This is a genomic window from Ralstonia sp. VS2407 (assembly GCF_052950655.1).
Window position 1 is genome coordinate 58,402 of sequence record NZ_JBRFVG010000018.1, and the last position, 16,790, is coordinate 75,191.

Genomic DNA, 16,790 nt, shown 5'->3' on the forward strand with positions numbered 1-16,790 from the left:
TCAGGGCTGGGCCGAAGCGCGGGCGGCGGGCGCGGTGAAGCCGGTCTCACCAGGGCCGGGCACGCCGGGCGCGGGGCCAAACAGCACGCTCTGCGGCCGTGCGTTGAAGTCCGTCACGGCGTGGTCGAAGCCGCGCACGGCCTGGCGAGCCTCACGCGCAAAGCCGTTGAGCTGCGGCAGCGTTTCATAGGTCAGCACGTTGGCGGCGGATTGCATCGATTGCGTAGCCGCCGTCAGATCGGTCCCGGCGCCGGAAAGCGTCGTCATCAAGGGCCCCTTCGGGTCGGACAGCGATTGCGTGAGCTTGCGCGTGGCCACCAGCGTGGAATCGAGGTTGTCAGCAATCTTGGGCAAGCGGCGCATGGTCGGTTCCGCCTGCTGCGCGAGCGTGCTGTAGGCGTCCATGGTCTTCTGGAACGATTGCAGCGACGCCGTGACCTGCTGGCGGTGCTCGTCGTCAAACATGATCGACAGCGAGTTCAGCGTTTGATCGAGCTTGGAGAGCATCTGGTCGCCGCGCTTGTCGAGTTCGTCGAGGAAGCCGGCTTCCATGCGAATGCGAGCGGGATCCTTCTGGGATGTGGCCAGGCGCACCGGGCTAGGCGCGTGCTGGCTGTTATCGAAGCCGCGATCGTCGAGCTGGACATAGGCCAGACCCGTCACGCCCTGGTACGCCAAGCGGCCATATGTCGTGGTGGTGATGGGCGCATCCTTGTCGACCAGCACGCGCACGACGATCTGCCCCGGCACCTTGTCGTCAAAGCGGATGCTGTCGACCTTGCCGACGTCCAGGCCGCGATATTTCACGGAAGCCTGTGGGTTCAGCCCGTTGACGGTGGAGCGCGTGACCACGTCGTACGGCACGCGTACGGTCTGGTCGCGGTTGAACCACATGACAGCCAGCCCGATGAAGATGACCAGCCCGATCGTGAACAGCCCGGCCAGGAATGCGTGGGCCTTGTTTTCCATCAATCCTCCTGCGTCGAAAGCGAGGCTGCAGCCACCGCCTCCGTCATCTGCGGGCCCAGCGCCATCAGGGCCCGTTTGCCCCGCTCACCCAGGAAGTATTCCTTGATGAACGGATGATCAATCTGAATGATCTGCTCCAGCGGCTTGGCCGCCACCACTTTGCGATCCGCCAGCACGGCAATGCGGTCGGACAGCGCCACCAGGGTGTCGAGATCGTGCGTCACCATCACCACGGTCAGGCCCAGTTCCTGGCGCAACTCGCGGATGAGCGCGACGTAATCGTCCGATGCGCGCGGGTCCAGCCCCGCGGTCGGCTCATCCAGAAATACCAGTTCCGGCTCCAGCGACAACGCGCGCGCCAGCGCCACGCGCTTGATCATGCCGCCCGACAGGTCCGACGGCATCTTGTCGGCATCGGTGGATTTGAGCCCCACCATCTGCAGCTTGAGCATCGCCACGCGCTGGACGAACGCGTCGGGCAGTGTGCGCAATTCCCGCATCGGCAACGCCACGTTGTCGATCACGGACAGCGCCGAGAACAATGCGCCGTGCTGGAACTGCATGCCCCAGCGGTTACGCATCGACTGCAGTTCGTTGCCCACCTGGCAGGTCAGTTCTTCGCCAAAAATGTGGATCGTGCCCGAGGTGGGTTTTTCCAGCCCCACCACCTGGCGCAGCAGCGTCGTCTTGCCGCTACCCGAGCCGCCGACGATGGAAAGCACCTCGCCGCGAAACACGTCCAGATCGATGTTGTCGAGCACGGTCACCTTGCCGTAGCGCTTGGTGACGCTGCGCACCTCGATCACCCGTTCGCGCGCGGGCGTGATCGCCGGCGGCGCTCCGGCATGCTCGATATGCGGATGGCGGGGCCGCGTCATATCCCGACGTCCTTGAAGAGGATGGCGAACACCGCATCGGCCAGAATGACGATGGTGATCGACACCACCACCGACGTGGTCGTGCCCTCGCCCAGGCTCTGCGTGTTGGGCTGGATGCGCAGGCCAAAGTGGCACGCCACCAGCGCAATCAGCATGCCGAACACCACGCCCTTGCCGATGCCGAGCCACAGGTTGGCCACCGGCACCGCATCGGGCAGCGAGGTGATGAAATACGTCGGGCTGATATCGAGCTGGAACTTGGCCGCCAGAATGCCGCCCGCCAGCGCGAGCAGATCCGTCCACGCCACCAGCAGCGGCATGGCAATCGCCAGCGCAATCACCTTGGGCAGGATCAGCCGGAAGCCGTGCGAGATGCCCATCACGCGCATCGCATCGAGTTCTTCGGTCACCCGCATCACGCCGATCTGCGCCGTGATGGCCGAGCCGGATCGCCCTGCCACCAGAATCGCCGCCAGCACCGGCCCGAGCTCGCGAATGATGGCCATCCCCAAAATGTTGACGATGAAGATGCTGGCCCCGAACACGCGCAGCTGGTTGGCCGACAAATAACTCAGCACGATGCCGATGAGAAAGCCCACCAGCGCCGTAATGCCCAGCGCCTTGTAGCCCGTGCTGTAGATGTTGGCGGAGATCTCGCGCCACGGGCCGCGATGCGGCGCGCGCACGAACCTGCCGAAGTCGAACATCAACTGACCGACCATGGCGATGCCGTTACGGGCGTGATCGAAAAAGTCGAGCATGCCCTCACCGAGGATCGCCACCGGGTTCATGCGCGGCGCCAGGCGCTGCTTCCAGCCGCCCGGGTCGAGCTTGGCAACCCGATCGAGCATGCGGCGCTGGTCGGGCCGGGCATCCAGGTGTTCGGGCCACTGGTTGCCCCATGCGCGCCACAGCAGTTGCGCGCCAAAGTGGTCGATACGGCCCACCTCGGTCAGGCACCACGCGTTGGCGTTGTCCAGCCCGGCGCGGATCTGCTGACGCGCGCTGCGCACGCCGGCGCGCTCGGCCAGCGCGAGCGTGGTCCAGTCGCCGGAGAGAAAGGCGACGGAGCGTCCATCGACAACGCGCACCTCAAGCTGCGGTGTACGGCAGGTGATCAAACGGTTCTCCGTAAGCAGTGATGCCGGATATCGGTCGAATTGTAGCCAAGGCGCCGCCAAAGGCTGTCACACTGGCTGCCACACTGTGAGGCCTTTTCGTCGCTTGAAGCAAGCGCCGCGCCCCTGTTTGGATGGCCGCTCGTACAATGCGCGCATTCTTAGCGCGAACTTGATCGCCCGTTTTTTTATGTCTCTTGCCGAACCCTCCGTGCGGTGGCGCCTTGCGCGCGAGCGCGTCCAGCCCAGCGGCCCGGCCGCGGGCTGGCCCATCGATGTGGTTGAAGCCACCGGCTCCACCAGCGCCGATCTGATGGCCGCGGTGCGTGATGCCGCCTGGCCTGCCGGCACCCCGATTCCGGCCCATGCCGGCGCCGCCCCGCTGCTGGGCGCACGCGTGCTGGCCGCGCAGCGCCAGACCGCCGGACGCGGCCGCCAGGGCCGCCCGTGGGGTGGTGACCACGGCCTGACGTTTTCCATCGCGTGCGCCTTTGCGGGCGAGCCCGCACAGCTCGGCGGCCTGAGCCTGGCAGTGGGCGTGGCCGTCGCCGACGCCGTGGCTGGGTACGCGGAAGCCCGGGGCGGCAGCGGACAGGCGCTCGCCCTGAAATGGCCCAATGATGTGCAAATTGCGGGGCGCAAGCTGGCCGGCATCCTGGTCGAGACCGTGCGAACCGAGCCGGGCCGGACCTGGGCCGTCATCGGCATCGGCCTGAACCTGGAACGGCCGCGCGTGCTGGAAGCCACGCTGGGCCGCGGCTTGTCGGGCGTGGAAGAACTGGTGGATGCGCCGGAGCCGAATGCCGTGTTTTCGGCGCTGCTCACGTCGCTAGGTGAACATCTGCAGCGCTTCGGCGCACAGGGCCTGGCGCCGTTCGTTGCGCCGTTTGCCGCCCGCGATGCCTTTGCCGGCGAGCGGGTGCGCCTGTGGCAGGACGGCACCGTGGTACTCGAGGGCGTGGCGCATGGCATCGACGCGCAAGGCCGCCTGGCGATCGAATCGGGCGGACGGGTGCAGTGGGTCCACAGCGGCGAGGTCTCCTTGCGCAGCGCAGACGCGGAGCAGCCATGACGCGCCTGAAGGTCTCTGCCACGCACGCCGCTCCCGCCCGTCCGCTGTTGCTGATCGACGCAGGGAACACGCGCATCAAGTGGGCGTGGATTGCCGGCGGCGCCGACGCCGAACTCGCCCTGCCCGAAGAACCGGGTGGCACGCCGTGGCAGCATGCCGGCGCCCGCGCACACGATCGATTGGCTGAACTGGTGGAAGACTGGCGCGATTGCCACGCCGCCGGCGTTGCCCCACCCGAGGTATGGATCAGCGCGGTGGCCGGCCCGGCACTGCGCGATGCACTCACCGCGCGCATCGCCCGCGTATTCGACGGGGCGCGCGTGCGCATTGCCGCGTCGGAAGACGCCACCGCCGGCCTGCGCAACGGGTATCGCGACCCAACGCAGCTTGGCACTGACCGGTGGATCGGCGCGGTCGGCGCACGCCACTTGTGGCCCGACACGGCCCTGCTGCTGGTGACGGCAGGTACCGCCACCACCCTCGATATCGTCACGCCCGACAGTCTGTTTGCGGGCGGCCTGATACTGCCCGGCCTCACGTTGATGATGCGCGCGCTGTCACGCAACACAGCGCAGTTGCCCGAAGTGGATGTCAGCTACCTGAGTGCGGGCGACGTCGTTGCGCCGCCCTGGGCCGACAATACGCAGGACGCCATCGCGCTGGGCTGCGTCATCGCCCAGGCGGGTGCAATTGCGCAGACGTGGATGGCACTGCAGAAGCAATACCCCGGCCCGGCACGCTGCGTGCTGAGCGGCGGAGCACGCGCCGCGCTGGGGCCGCATCTGCGCATGCCGTTCCAGATGCACGATAATCTCGTGTTGCTCGGCCTGCAGGTACTGGCGCGCGCGCGCCGGGAAGGCGCCGCGACGCTGGCCTAGCCTCGGTCGGCCGGGCTGCTGTTTTCGTCTGACGTCTTACCGTTGTTGCCGCTGTGTTCCTGCATTCCGAGCCACCGTCCGAATCCACGTCCGTTCGCACCATGACGCTTCGCCTCGCCCTGCTGCTCCTGCTGCTCGTCAACGGCGTTCTGCTCGCGGCCAATACCGGCGTGTTCGGGCCAGAAGTGTCCAAGGCGTGGTTCGAAAGCGAGCGCGAGCCCGATCGCATGCGCCGCCAGATCCGCACCGAAGAGATCCGTATTCTCGAACCGGCACCCGCTTCGGCACCGCCCGCCGCCGTACCCAAATCGGCGCCAGGCTCTCAGCCGGCGGCTTCCACGCCTGCCGCATCGGGCCCGCAAGCCAGCATCGAGCGTACGGCTCTGACCACCGCTACCGCCGCTGACAGCAGCGGCAGTTGCACCGAGCTCGGCGGCCTGACCGAAGCACAGGCCACGCGCGGCATCGATCAGCTCAAGCAACTGGCGGGTGTGCAGGTTGAGCGCATCACGCGCCAGGAAGACAACCGCTGGTGGGTTCACATGCCGGCCCGCGACACGCGCGACGATGCCGATCGCAAGGTGGCCGAACTCAAGCGTCGCAACGTGGCGGATTCAGCCATCGTGCAGGAAGGCAATACGTTTGTGGTGTCGCTGGGCCTGTTCCGCGACAAGGAGCGCGCTCAGCAGCGTCTGGACGAGCTGCGCGCCAAGGACGTGCGCACCGCCGTGGTCACGCAAACCCGCCGGCTCGGCTCACAGACCTCGCTGCGTGTGACGACCACCGCCGATGCGGCGTCGGGCGTCGCGGCCCAACTGGCCGCCCTCAAGAAAAACCTTGGCGCCGAAGACCTGCACGCTTGCGCGGCGGTCACGGCATCGCGCTAAACGCTCAGGACGTCGCGCGCACGCGCTTGAGCAGCGCCGTCGTCGAGCGGTCATGCTCGAACGGAATCGCCAGGGCAGTGCCGCCCCAGCTGCGCACCACGCGCGTTTCTTCCAGCGCATCGATGTCGTAGTCGCCGCCCTTGACGTAGATGTCGGGACGCACGCGCTGGATGAGGTCGACCGGCGTGCGCTCGGCAAACAACACCACCAGACTCACCGCTTCCAGCGCAGCCAGCACGGCCAGGCGATCGTCCTGCGTGTTGAGCGGGCGGTCATCGCCCTTGCCCAGCATCCGCACCGAGGCATCGGTATTCACGCCCACCACCAGCGACGCCCCCAACGCACGTGCCTGCGCCAGATACGTAGCGTGTCCGCGATGCAGGATGTCGAACACGCCGTTGGTGAAGACGATCGGACGCGGCAAGGCGCGCACGCGGGCCTCCACGTCGGCGGAGTCGCAGATCTTCTGTTCAAAGGCGGGCGCGGGCTGGCGAGCGGTCATGGCGAAAACGAAATCGGGGTGAAAAACAAAACGGCCCATCGAATCGATGGGCCGCTCACTGCCACTGGCAAGGGTCAGGCAGCTTGTTCGGTCGAGCCGAGCAGACGTGCGTTGAGTTCCTTGCGGTAGCGGTTCAGGTCTTGCACGGTTTCGAAGGTGCGCTCGAACAGCAGACCCATGTTGTGCAGAATGCGCTCGATGACCTTCTTTTCCCAGCCGGCATCGAACTTGATCTGCTCGTCGAGCCAGTGCTCCAGCCAGTCCGGGTTCGGCAGGCGCGATTGCACCGTGTCTTGCGGGAACAACGCCTTGTTCACGTGCAGGTTGGTGGGGTGGAGCGGCTTTTCGGTACGGCGGGCCGAGGCCATCAGCACACCGATCTTGGCGAATGCGCTGCGCGCGCTGTCGCCGAACTGGCCGAGGTATTTCTTCATGTAGCGCAGGTAAGCGCCGCCGTGGCGGGCTTCATCCTGCGACAGATGCTTGTAGATCGCCTTGATGACCGGCTCGGTGTGCCATTCGGAGGCACGGCGGTACCAGTGGTTCAGACGAATCTCGCCGCAGAAATGCAGCATCAGCGTTTCCAGCGGCGGGGCCGGATCGAACTCGAAGCGCACGTTGTGCAGCTCTTCTTCGGTCGGCACCAGGTCCGGACGGAATCGGCGCAGATATTCCATCAGCACCAGCGAGTGCTTCTGCTCTTCAAAGAACCACACGCTCATGAACGCCGAAAAATCGGAATCGTGGCGATTGTCACGCAGGAACATCTCGGTGGCAGGCAGGGCTGACCACTCGGTGATGGCATTCATCTTGATGGTCTGCGCTTGCGCGTCGGTCAACAGCGACGCATCGAACGTGTCCCACGGAATATCCTTTTCCATATTCCAGCGGACCGCTTCCAACGACTTGAACAATTCGGGATAGAGCATGGTAAGCCTTTGAATTTGCAGGCGGATTCTAGCAGACATGCTTGACCAACCCCCGGTTTTCGGGGTTGCCGGAGCAAAGTTCTGTGTCTGCCCGTTTCCTCGTGACAACAGGCCTGCCGACGCCACAACCGCAACGTGGCTTGGCGACCCCCTGACGCGCGATGCGGCCGCGCGTTGTCTCGCGGTACACCGCGATGTGATCGACAGCACGCTGGCCGTCGTCTTTTGTGTCGGACCGGGCCGCCGCCCGGCAAGGCCTTCAGTATAGAAAGCGCTGCAATCCGTGCGGCGAATGACGCGCGACGCATACAGCACATTTCACCATGTGCGGCCCCGGGGCGTTATACCCTAGACTAAAGACAAACTTCGGCCCGTCGGCTGAGCGTCCGCTTTTGGAGATTCGCCATGTTGTTTTCCGCCACCGTTTCCGGGCGACGCCCGCGCCTGCAACTGCATGCGTCGGGGGTGCTGCGTCGACATCATCTGCTGATGATCGCCATTGCGATTGCCATTGCGGTCATCGCATTGCTGCTGCCACGCACGGGGCATGCTGCCACTTCGAGTGCCGCAACCACCATGCAAGCATCGGCCGCCGCAGGCGCCTGCCCTACCAGCCTGAACTTTCGCGTCAAGCGCTTGCAGGACGATGCGCCGCAAGATCTTTGCCAGTACGCCGGTCGTGTCGTGCTGGTGGTCAACACCGCCAGCTATTGCGGCTACACCCACCAGTACGAAGGGCTCGAAGCGCTGTACGCGAAGTATCGCGACAAGGGCCTGACGGTGCTGGGTTTCCCATCGAACGACTTTCAGCAGGAACCCGGCAACAGCAAGCAGATCGCCGACTTTTGCTACAACACGTACGGCGTGAAATTCCCGATGTTCTCGAAGACGGCGGTGGTTGGCCCGGGTGCGTCGCCGCTATATGCGTGGCTCGCGACGCAGACAGGCCAGCCGCCCAAATGGAACTTCCACAAATACCTGCTGGACCGCACCGGCCGCGTCGCGGCGGTGTTCCCGAGCAGCGTCGAGCCGAGCGACCCCGCGCTCATGAAGCGCATCGATGCGCTGCTGGCTGAACCGTCGACACGCTCGTCGCCCTGATCACGCTGCGCGCATCGTGTCCGGAATGGCGCCATACAGAAACGCGGCCAGTTCGTCGCGGCGTGCCTGCACATCGCGTTCGCCCAGGTCGATCAGTTCCTGAGTGAATTCCGGCTCGAAGAGCAGATAGCTCGCAAATGCCGCGCCGCGCGCTTCGGTGCCGCCCAACGGCTTGAGCAGCGCGCGCACCGTACCTGGCAGGCGCTGCACGTGGCGCGAGGCAATCAGCTCGATGCGCTCGGACGGCGCCATCACCAGCACTTCAATCTTGCGCCAGCCGTCGCGCGCGTCGGCAATCTCGGGGTTGCGCGCCACCATGGCATTGACGTGCTGGAGCCGCTCGATATCGGCGGAAAGCCCGTCGAGAAAGATGCTCGCCAGCGCCTGCCCCGCAATCTGCGCGAGCGACGGATAGCCGGACGCCGGCACCGTGTCGTACCAGCCCGGCTGCGAGCGCGACGCGGCGCCCACCACCAGAATGCGATTCGCGCCCAGATGAATGGCCGGGCTCAGTGGCGACATCTGCCGCATCGTGCCGTCGCCGAACCATTCGTCGTTGCCTTCGAGCGGCACCGGCTCGGCGGGGAAGATGAACGGGATGCTCGACGAGGCGAGCATGTGCGCCACGCCGATCTGGTCTGCCACCGCAATCCGCTGCGAACGCCGCCACGGCAACACCACGTGCGGCGATTGATAGAACGTGACGTGGCGCCCAGTGGTGTATGACAGCGCGGTGATGGCCAGCGCGCGCAGCGCTCCGGCGTCGAATGCGGCCTGCACCTGCTGACCGTCGTGTTGCGACTCAAGCAGTTCACGCAGCGGCGTATTGTCGAACAGCGCGCGCGGCGTGCGGCCGGTCATCCAGCCGAATGCCAGTGCGGTCAGCCACCGGGCACCGCTGGAGCCCACGCGGCCGACATCCGTACGATAGACACGATCGGCATGCAGGCTGCCCCAGAGCTGGGTGAGCGCCTCGGTGGCGAGCGTGAAATCCTGCGCGCCGCGTGCAAGACCGAGACTGTTGATCGCGCCCGCCGATGTGCCGCAAATGACGTCGAACGGCGTGCGTGCCACACCGGGCGCATACTCCTGCGCCAACCCCGCGATGCCGCGCAGCACACCAACCTGATAGGCGGCGCGCGCGCCGCCGCCCATCATCAAGAGCGCAGTGCAGTCTGGCGACATCGATCAGGGCGTGTCGTTGGTGGACTTGCGCGGCGCAGATTTCGCTGGCGTTTTCTTGGCAGTGGCCTTCTTGGTGGCTGGCTTGGCCGGGTTGCCCGCAGGCGCCTTGGCGGCCCGCTTCTGCGCCGGCTTGGCGGCAGCACGCTTGGGCTTGGCCGGCGCCGTCTTCTCTTCGATGTCTTCCGGCGCCGCATCCAACCCTTCCGCGCCCGGCGCACCGGCAAACCCGGGGAAGCCTCCCGGGAAACCCGGCATCAGGTTTTGCGGCATCGGCATGGCCGCCGCTGCGGAGCTGGCGATCTGGTTGAACTGCTGCTGCAGCATGTTCCACCACGGCGAGGGGTCCAGCGCGGCCGCGGCAGCGCGTGCGGCAGCTTGCGCCTGCGCGGCGGCGTGGGCCTGAGCCTGGGCGTTTTCGGCGCGGGCTTCGGCTTGGTCGTCGTCGGTGTCTTCGTCCGCCTCTGCGTCGTCTTCGGGTGGCGGTTCGTCTTCGGCCGGCTTGGCTGTGGCGGCCGTGTGCGGCCACGCGGGCTTGGATTCTTCGTCAGTCGAGGACGCACCCGGCGTCAGGCCGTCGAACGCAGACTTCATGGCATCTGGCGACAGCGCGGAGCCAAAGGTCTGCAAGGCCACCAGCGTGGCGCGCTGCACTTCCAGGCCCTGGATTGCCGTGCGCAGCAGGCTGGCGTTCAGTTGCAGCCAGCTCTCAACAGCGCGCAGGTCATGGATGCGCTTGTCGATTTCCTCGAGATCCATCGGCGGCGCGGCAAAGCTGGCCATGTTGGGCATGCCGCCACCTGCCATCCCGGCAAAGCCGCCGCCCCACAACTTGCGCAGGAACTCAAAACCGCCTTCGGCAAAATTGGGCATCTGGGTGAACATGGTGTCTCCTACAAATCGGTCGGGGTCGGGCGCGCGGGCGTGTTTCCCATCAGGCGCCATCAAACGTGGGGGGGCGCTTCTGACGCAGGCTCGCAATACCCTCGCGCACGTCGGGGCCCGCAAAACCCATGAATTCAAGCGCCAGCGATGTATCAAAACTCGGGCCCGCCATGCGCAACCAGTTGTTCAGCGCGTACTTGGTCCAGCGGATGGCCGTCTGCGAACCCGCCGCCAAGCGTTCGGCGATTTCGAATGCGCGGTTGACGAGGTCTGCTTCGGGCACGGCCAGCGAAACCAGCCCGATGCGCTCGGCCTCTTCGCCTGTCATGGACTCGCACAGCAACAGGTAGTACTTGGCCTTGGCCATGCCGCACAACAACGGCCAGACAATCGCTGCATGGTCGCCCGCCGCCACCCCCAGGCGCGTGTGGCCATCGACGATGCGGGCGTCCTTGGCGGCGATCGAAATATCGGCCAGCAATCCGGCGACCAGCCCTGCCCCCACAGCCGGGCCGTGCATGGCGCTGACAATGGGCTTGTCGCAGTTGATGACGTTGTAGACGAGGTCGCGTGCCTCGTGCCAGACGCGGGTGCGCACGTCGAAGTCTTCGGCCATCTGCTCGACAAGGTGCAGATCGCCTCCAGCCGAGAAGCCCTTGCCCTCGCCGCGGATGAGTGCGACGCGCACCGAAGGCTCTGCGGATACATCGCGCCAGATCTCCGCCAGCTCGCGGTGCAGGCCGGCATCTGCAGTGGACAGCTTGCGGTTGGCCGACTGCGCCGCACCCATCACGATTTCGAGGATCGGGCCGTGCTGGACGAGCGTCAGCGCCTGGTAGCGGGCAAAGCGGGGAGCGAGCGAAGTCATGGTGTCCGAGGTAATGGATCAAGCATAGCGGATGAGACTGCGCGTGCAACGCGGGATGTGCGCCGTCGTCACTTCGCGGTGTCGGCCAGGCGCCATTGTCCGCGGCGGATCTGCGCCATCACGCGCGCGCGCTGGTCCAGGCCCACGTGGTCTTCCGGGCTCATGTTGACCACGCCAGTGCTGGTGGGCAGGTCGCTCACCTGCTCCAGTGCGTCGCGCAGCGCCTCGCGGAAGGCCGGCGTGCCCGGCTTGGCCCGCTTGAGCGCCACCGGCACCGCACGCTGCAACAGCAAGCCGATGTCGCCCGTGTAGGCGGCAAAGATCGACACGCTGCCCTTGCCAAAGGCCGCCTCGTAGCGGCGCGCAAAATCCAGCGCCTGCTTCTTGGCCGGATTGGCGTCGGGCAATTCGGCGGCGACCATCACGGGGCCGGTCGGCACGTAGGCGCCTTCGCAGTCCTTACCGCACAGCTTGACGAAATCATTGTTGGAAACGCCGTGATTGAAGTAGATCTTGCCGGTGTAGCCGCGCTCAGCCAGCGCGCGGGCCGGCAGCGCGGCAGGCGTTCCGGAGCCGCCGATCACCACCGCGTCGGGCTTGTTGGCCAGCAGATGCAGCACCTGCGCGGTCACGCTGTTGTCGGTAGGCGAAAAACGCTCGGTATCGGTGATCCGCATGTGCTTCAGATCGGCAAAGCGCTGCACCTCGGCCAGAAACGCCTCGCCCAGCGCGTTGGCAAAACCGATGTAGGCGATGGTCTTCACGCCGTGCGCTGCAGCGTGCTCGGCAATGAGCGATGCCATGTGCGAGTCCGAATGCGGCGTCTTGAAGATCCAGCGCCGCTTGGCATCCATCGGCTCGATCAGCCGGGCGGACGAGGCCAGCGAGATCACGGGCGTCTTGCCCTCGGCCGCCGCGTCGATCATCGCCAGCGTATTTGGTGTCGTGGACGAGCCCACGATCACGTCCACGTTGGACTCGCTCATCAGCTTGCGCGTGTTGGTGACCGCGCGCGTGGTGTCCGACGCATCGTCAAGCACGATCACGTCGACTTTCTCACCGCCGATCTCGCGCGGCCACAGCGTGGTGGCGTGCTTCTCGGGTTGCCCCAGCGAGGCCTGCGGCCCCGTGGCCGACACCGTGACCCCGATGCGGATGTCCGCCAGCGCGGCGGAAGACAGCAAAGCCAAACCAACCAGTACGCCAGCATGTCGCTGCATTGCGGGTCTCCTCCCGTGGTTTGGCAAAGAGCGTAGCGGTTTTGCGGCGGTTTGGCGATGCGGAGTCGCCCAGGCTAGACAGCTTCAGGCAGCGAGCGCAGTGATGCCGGCGCGCGGCAATGCATCCTCCATCAACGCACGCATCGATTCGAGCACCGCAGATTGCGGCATCAGCCCGAAGTTGTGCAGGGCCATCACATGATCGACGCCCATGTCGGACAGCCGCGCGAGCTTCTCGGCCACCGCATCGGGCGTGCCGAACAGCGACAGGCCGCTGGCCAGCACATCGTCGTACGTCTGGCGGCGCGCGTAGAGCCGCGTGGCGACGTACAGGTCGAACGCGTCGGCGGCCGTCGCGCGCACGGCGGCTTCGGTCGAGCCCACGTGCGTGTGCAGCGCGACAGCCGCCATGCCGCGCGTGTCGGCAATGCCCGCTTCGGCCAGGCCGCGCTGGTAATCGTCCATCAACGTGCGGATGTCGTCGAAGCGCTCGACCGAGGCATACGGCACGAACAGCATGCGCCGCCCTTGCCGGCCAATGTGATACGCGGCCTCGCGCCGCAGGATCGCCACGTGGATCGGCACGCGGGCCTGCACAGGCAGCACGTTGAGGCGCACGTCGCGCAACGTGTGGAACTGTCCCGCGTGGTGCACGCGCTCACCGGCGAGCAAGCGCTCGACGAGCATCAGCGCTTCGTCAAAGCGCTCGCGCTTGATGGCGGGGTCGACGTCGTAGCCTTCGAACTCGTGCTTGAGGTAGCCGGAGCCCACGCCCAGCGACAGCCGCCCGCCCGAGAGCGCATCGACCATCGCGTAGTTCTCGGCCACCGTGGCCGGATGATGGAAGGTCAGGATCGAGATGGCCGTGCCCAGCCGCAGCCGTTGGGTCTGCGCGGCCAGATGCGAGAGAAAGACCGCCGGGTTGGGGACGGCGCCGTACTCGTGAAAGTGATGCTCGGCCACCCAGAAGGTGTCGTAGCCGAGCGCTTCGGCGTGGCGCGCCTGGGCGATGACGTCTGCGTAGAGTTGCGGCAGACTGCGGGGCCGGTCGGGATAGTGGTCCTGCACGGAAAAGATCGACAGCTTCATGGCGTCTCCCGGATTCTCGAGGTCTTTTCCAGCGCGCAGGCCGCCGCGCCGGTTGTATCCTTTTACGTAACGCGTATCTTATAAAGCGACACCCGAGACTTCAAGATGCCCATCGACGACCCGCTGCCGCCAGATGCCTCGCGCGACGAATTGCCCACAGAAGACGCCGCGCCGGAACGCACCAGCGCCGGCATCCAGTCCGCCGAGATCGCGCTGAGCGTGCTTTCGGCGATGGCGCATGCCGGTGGCGCCCACGCCGTCTCCGAACTGGGCCGGCAACTTGGCATGCCGCGCGCAAAGGTTCACCGCTACCTGGTGTCGCTGGAGCGCATGGGTTTTGTGGAGCAGGACCCCGCCTCCGCCCGCTACCGGCTGGGCACGCAGGCGTTGCAGGTGGGGCTGTCGGCGCTGTCCGACGTGGATTTCGTGCGTGAGGGCAGCAACCTGCTGCCCAAGCTGGCTGAGCGGCTGAACGAAAGCGTGTTTCTGTCGATCTGGACCGCGCGCGGCCCCGTCATCGTGCGCTGGGAAGACAGCGGCCGCCCGGTGGCGGTCAATGTGCGGGTCGGCTCGGTCATGCCGCTGCTGAACTCCGCCACGGGCCAGGCATGCGCCGCGTGGATGCCGGAAATCCAGATCGTCTCGCTCATCGACCGAGAACTTCGCGGCCCCGGCGCCGGCAAGGCCGGCCTGACTGATTGGCTGAACTGCCGCGCGCGCTGGCAGGCGGTGCGGCAGGAAGGCGTGGCCCGCATCGGCGGGACATTGGTGCACGGCATCGATTCGGTGGCCGTGCCGGTGCTCGATTCGCAGGGCAAGCTGGCCGGGGCGATCACGGCGCTAGGCTTGTCCAGCGTGTTCGATTCCAGCCTCGAGGGGCCCGCCGCGCGGCTGTTGCGCGAGGCGGGGCGGACGCTATCCCTTCGTCTGGGGTATCACGGGCAGGCGCTGACAGCCGGTGCCGCGGCGCCCAAGCGCGGGCGCCGTCCGAAGGCAGCACCGGAATCCGCCTAAGCCTTACGCCTGCGTGCCCGGCGCGATGACTTCCTGGTCGATCGCCCCGAAAATGGACACGCCATTGGCGTCGAACATCTCGATCTTCACGGTGTCGCCGTAGCGCATGTATTCGGTGACGGGCGCGCCGGATTCGATGGTTTCCAGCATGCGTTTCTCCGCAATGCACGCGTACCCCTTGCTGCGGTCCACGTTCGAAATCGTGCCGGAGCCGACAATGCTGCCTGCCCGCACGTTGCGCGTCTTGCAGATGTGCGCGATCAGCTGGCCGAAGTCGAACACCATGTCGGTGCCGCACTCGGGCTGGCCAACCTTCTTGTTGTTCCAGCGCACCGTCATCGGCAGATGCACCTTGCGCTCGCGCCAGGCCTCGCCCAATTCATCGGGCGTGACGGCCACGGGTGAGAACGCCGTCGCGGGCTTGCTCTGGAAGAAGCCGAAACCCTTGCCCAGCTCCGCCGGAATCAGGTTGCGCAGCGACACATCGTTGGCCAGCATGATCAGGCGGATGCTCTCGGCAGCGGCAGCCGGTTCAGTGCCCATCGGCACGTCACCGGTGATGACGGCCACCTCGGCTTCGAAATCGATGCCGAACGCTTCGCTGCGGCAGACGATGGGGTCATGCGCACCGGCCAGATCGTCTGAGCCGCCCTGGTACATCAGCGGGTCGGTCCAGAACTCGGGGGGCATCTCGGCGCCCCGCGCCTTGCGCACCAGTTCAACGTGGTTCACATAGGCCGAGCCGTCCGCCCATTGGTAAGCCCGCGGCAGCGGCGCCATGCAATTGGCGGCGTCGAACGCAAACGGGTGGCGTGCGCGGCCCGCGTTGAGCTGGTCGTACAGATCCTGCAACTGCGGTGCATGGAAGGCCCAGTCGTCCAGCGCGCGCTGTAGCGTGCCCGCGATGTGCGTGGCGAAGTGAGCGGTCTTCAGGTCCCGCGAGACCACGGCCAGTTGGCCGTCGCGCGAGCCATCCTTGAGGGTGGCGAGTTTCATGAGCGTTGTATGGAGAAAGGCTGCGCGGATGGTACACCGAGCATCGGCTAAACTGGCCCGAACCGATCCATCCCCCCTCACCATGTCACCGCTGCCCGCCGACACCGATCTCGACCTGGAGCCTGATGCCGATGGCGAGCTGGATGCGCCCGCGCGCTCGGGCATCCAGTCCATCGAAGTCGGCTTCAGGCTGCTGGAAGTGCTCACGCACACCGATGGCCCGATGATGCTGCGCGATCTCGCGCGTGCCGCGCCCATGAACCCCGCCAAGGCACACCGTTATCTGGTGAGCTTTGCCCGCCTGGGGCTGGTCACGCAAACGCCCGAAGGCCGTTACGACCTGGGGCCGTTCGCGCTGGAAATGGGGTTGGTGAGCCTGAACCGGCAAGACCCGATGCGCCGCGCCCGGCCCGCAGCCGCCGCCCTGCGCGACGAGATCGATCACACCATCGGCCTGGCCGTGTGGGGCAACCAGGGCCCGGCCATCGTCCATTGGGAAGAGGCCAGCCATCCGGTGACGGTCAGCCTGCGCCTGGGCGACGTCATGCCGATGCTGAACTCGGCCACCGGACGCGTGTTCGGCGCCTACTTGCCCCGCGCGCAGACGCGCGCGTTCATCCAGCGTGAACTCGACCGCATTGCGGCAGCAGGGAATACCCCGAGCACCGAGAACCCCGAGCTGCCGCAAACGCTCGAAGCCTACGACGCCATCTGCGCCGACGTGCGTGTTCATGGCGCCTCCCGCATTCATGGCGGCGTGCTGCCCGGCATCAACGCGATGTCGCTGCCGGTGTTCGACGCCAACGGCCAATTGTGTCTGGTGCTGATCGCGTTGGGCGCACAAAGCACCTTCGACACCACCTGGAGCAGCCCGCTGGAGCGGCGCTTGCGGCTGGCCGCACAACAGCTTTCCGCCGATCTTGGATACGTTGCACCCAACGCCCCGCAATCCTGACGAACTGAATACCGACCGCGTGCAAACCCGCAGGCGTCGCTTCCATCGGCTTGGCCGGTTCGGGCTCGTGCTGCTGGCCGTGCTCGTGCTGCACGTAATTGCCGTCGTGTGGATCGCGCGAAGTCGTCAGGTGACGTGGCCGCCCGCGCCAGAGCAGATCATCCCCGCGCTGTTGCTGCACCCCGAGCCGGTGCAGCCGCCACCGCCCCCGGCTGCACCGGCTCGGGGTGCAGCAACAGCGCGGGGA

17 protein-coding genes and 1 pseudogene are annotated in these 16,790 nt (G+C 66.3%); 7 read left to right on the forward strand and 11 right to left on the reverse strand.

Annotated elements, in window-relative coordinates:
- From ACU8YE_RS22180 to ACU8YE_RS22190, 3 genes are read right to left on the reverse strand one after another with little or no spacing between them, the layout of a single operon-like run.
- Positions 1–969: an MlaD family protein gene (locus tag ACU8YE_RS22180; protein WP_260804017.1), complete on the reverse strand. Its 969-nt coding sequence runs from the start codon at positions 967–969 to the stop codon at positions 1–3.
- Complete coding sequence (locus ACU8YE_RS22185) at positions 969–1,847, reverse strand: ABC transporter ATP-binding protein (protein ID WP_260804018.1); 879 nt, start codon at positions 1,845–1,847, stop codon at positions 969–971. Before ACU8YE_RS22185 ends, ACU8YE_RS22180 begins: the two co-directional genes overlap by 1 nt.
- Positions 1,844–2,968: an MlaE family ABC transporter permease gene (locus ACU8YE_RS22190; protein WP_024976804.1), complete on the reverse strand. Its 1,125-nt coding sequence runs from the start codon at positions 2,966–2,968 to the stop codon at positions 1,844–1,846. The genes ACU8YE_RS22185 and ACU8YE_RS22190 overlap by 4 nt, the downstream gene beginning before the upstream one ends.
- Before the next feature lie 187 nt (positions 2,969–3,155).
- Here ACU8YE_RS22190 and ACU8YE_RS22195 point away from each other — a divergent pair, with 187 nt between their 5' ends.
- The 3 genes from ACU8YE_RS22195 to ACU8YE_RS22205 all read left to right on the forward strand — a co-directional run bounded on the left by ACU8YE_RS22195 (position 3,156) and on the right by ACU8YE_RS22205 (position 5,802).
- Positions 3,156–4,037, forward strand: coding sequence for a biotin--[acetyl-CoA-carboxylase] ligase (locus ACU8YE_RS22195; RefSeq protein ID WP_316868218.1), 882 nt, complete (start codon positions 3,156–3,158; stop codon positions 4,035–4,037).
- Positions 4,034–4,915, forward strand: coding sequence for a type III pantothenate kinase (locus ACU8YE_RS22200; protein WP_260804020.1), 882 nt, complete (start codon positions 4,034–4,036; stop codon positions 4,913–4,915). The genes ACU8YE_RS22195 and ACU8YE_RS22200 overlap by 4 nt, the downstream gene beginning before the upstream one ends.
- Positions 4,916–5,016: 101 nt before the next feature.
- Entirely contained in the window at positions 5,017–5,802 is a 786-nt protein-coding gene (locus ACU8YE_RS22205; protein ID WP_232041773.1) for an SPOR domain-containing protein, read from the forward strand.
- A 4-nt stretch (positions 5,803–5,806) separates the two neighbouring features.
- Here ACU8YE_RS22205 and rfaE2 read toward each other — a convergent pair whose 3' ends face one another.
- Together rfaE2 and ACU8YE_RS22215 are read right to left on the reverse strand one after the other, a co-directional pair.
- The gene (rfaE2, locus tag ACU8YE_RS22210; RefSeq protein WP_232041772.1) at positions 5,807–6,304 is read right to left on the reverse strand and encodes a D-glycero-beta-D-manno-heptose 1-phosphate adenylyltransferase; all 498 of its coding nucleotides are present in this window, start codon (positions 6,302–6,304) and stop codon (positions 5,807–5,809) included.
- A gap of 74 nt (positions 6,305–6,378) precedes the next feature.
- Complete coding sequence (locus ACU8YE_RS22215; RefSeq protein ID WP_027678401.1) at positions 6,379–7,233, reverse strand: ferritin; 855 nt, start codon at positions 7,231–7,233, stop codon at positions 6,379–6,381.
- A 405-nt stretch (positions 7,234–7,638) separates the two neighbouring features.
- Between ACU8YE_RS22215 and ACU8YE_RS22220 the strand changes: the two genes are divergently transcribed.
- Positions 7,639–8,334, forward strand: coding sequence for a glutathione peroxidase (locus tag ACU8YE_RS22220; RefSeq protein WP_316868216.1), 696 nt, complete (start codon positions 7,639–7,641; stop codon positions 8,332–8,334).
- Here ACU8YE_RS22220 and ACU8YE_RS22225 read toward each other — a convergent pair whose 3' ends face one another.
- The 5 genes from ACU8YE_RS22225 to ACU8YE_RS22245 all read right to left on the reverse strand — a co-directional run bounded on the left by ACU8YE_RS22225 (position 8,335) and on the right by ACU8YE_RS22245 (position 13,578).
- Positions 8,335–9,519: a patatin-like phospholipase family protein gene (locus tag ACU8YE_RS22225; protein WP_232041770.1), complete on the reverse strand. Its 1,185-nt coding sequence runs from the start codon at positions 9,517–9,519 to the stop codon at positions 8,335–8,337.
- Positions 9,520–9,522: 3 nt separating this feature from the next.
- The gene (locus ACU8YE_RS22230) at positions 9,523–10,401 is read right to left on the reverse strand and encodes a PhaM family polyhydroxyalkanoate granule multifunctional regulatory protein (RefSeq protein WP_343621363.1); all 879 of its coding nucleotides are present in this window, start codon (positions 10,399–10,401) and stop codon (positions 9,523–9,525) included.
- Positions 10,402–10,450: 49 nt separating this feature from the next.
- Positions 10,451–11,269 carry an enoyl-CoA hydratase/isomerase family protein gene (locus ACU8YE_RS22235; RefSeq protein ID WP_252691906.1) on the reverse strand — a complete coding sequence of 273 codons (819 nt, stop codon included), beginning with the start codon at positions 11,267–11,269 and terminating at the stop codon, positions 10,451–10,453.
- Between the two features lie 68 nt (positions 11,270–11,337).
- On the reverse strand, positions 11,338–12,489 hold the full coding sequence (locus ACU8YE_RS22240; protein ID WP_446929627.1) for an ABC transporter substrate-binding protein: 1,152 nt from the start codon (positions 12,487–12,489) through the stop codon (positions 11,338–11,340).
- 84 nt (positions 12,490–12,573) lie between these two features.
- Positions 12,574–13,578, reverse strand: a complete 1,005-nt coding sequence (locus ACU8YE_RS22245; RefSeq protein ID WP_440815768.1) for an LLM class flavin-dependent oxidoreductase — start codon at positions 13,576–13,578, stop codon at positions 12,574–12,576.
- A gap of 105 nt (positions 13,579–13,683) precedes the next feature.
- Between ACU8YE_RS22245 and ACU8YE_RS22250 the strand changes: the two genes are divergently transcribed.
- On the forward strand, positions 13,684–14,592 hold the full coding sequence (locus tag ACU8YE_RS22250; protein WP_232041765.1) for an IclR family transcriptional regulator: 909 nt from the start codon (positions 13,684–13,686) through the stop codon (positions 14,590–14,592).
- 3 nt (positions 14,593–14,595) lie between these two features.
- Here the strand turns inward: ACU8YE_RS22250 and ACU8YE_RS22255 are convergent, their stop codons facing one another.
- Positions 14,596–15,588: a fumarylacetoacetate hydrolase family protein gene (locus tag ACU8YE_RS22255; protein WP_232041764.1), complete on the reverse strand. Its 993-nt coding sequence runs from the start codon at positions 15,586–15,588 to the stop codon at positions 14,596–14,598.
- 82 nt (positions 15,589–15,670) lie between these two features.
- On the opposite strand from ACU8YE_RS22255, the gene ACU8YE_RS22260 reads away from it, so the two are divergent.
- Together ACU8YE_RS22260 and ACU8YE_RS22265 are read left to right on the forward strand one after the other, a co-directional pair.
- On the forward strand, positions 15,671–16,543 hold the full coding sequence (locus ACU8YE_RS22260; protein WP_260804029.1) for an IclR family transcriptional regulator: 873 nt from the start codon (positions 15,671–15,673) through the stop codon (positions 16,541–16,543).
- Positions 16,509–16,790: pseudogene (locus ACU8YE_RS22265) on the forward strand (DUF3108 domain-containing protein); the annotation flags it as partial. The gene ACU8YE_RS22260 and the pseudogene ACU8YE_RS22265, both read left to right, overlap by 35 nt.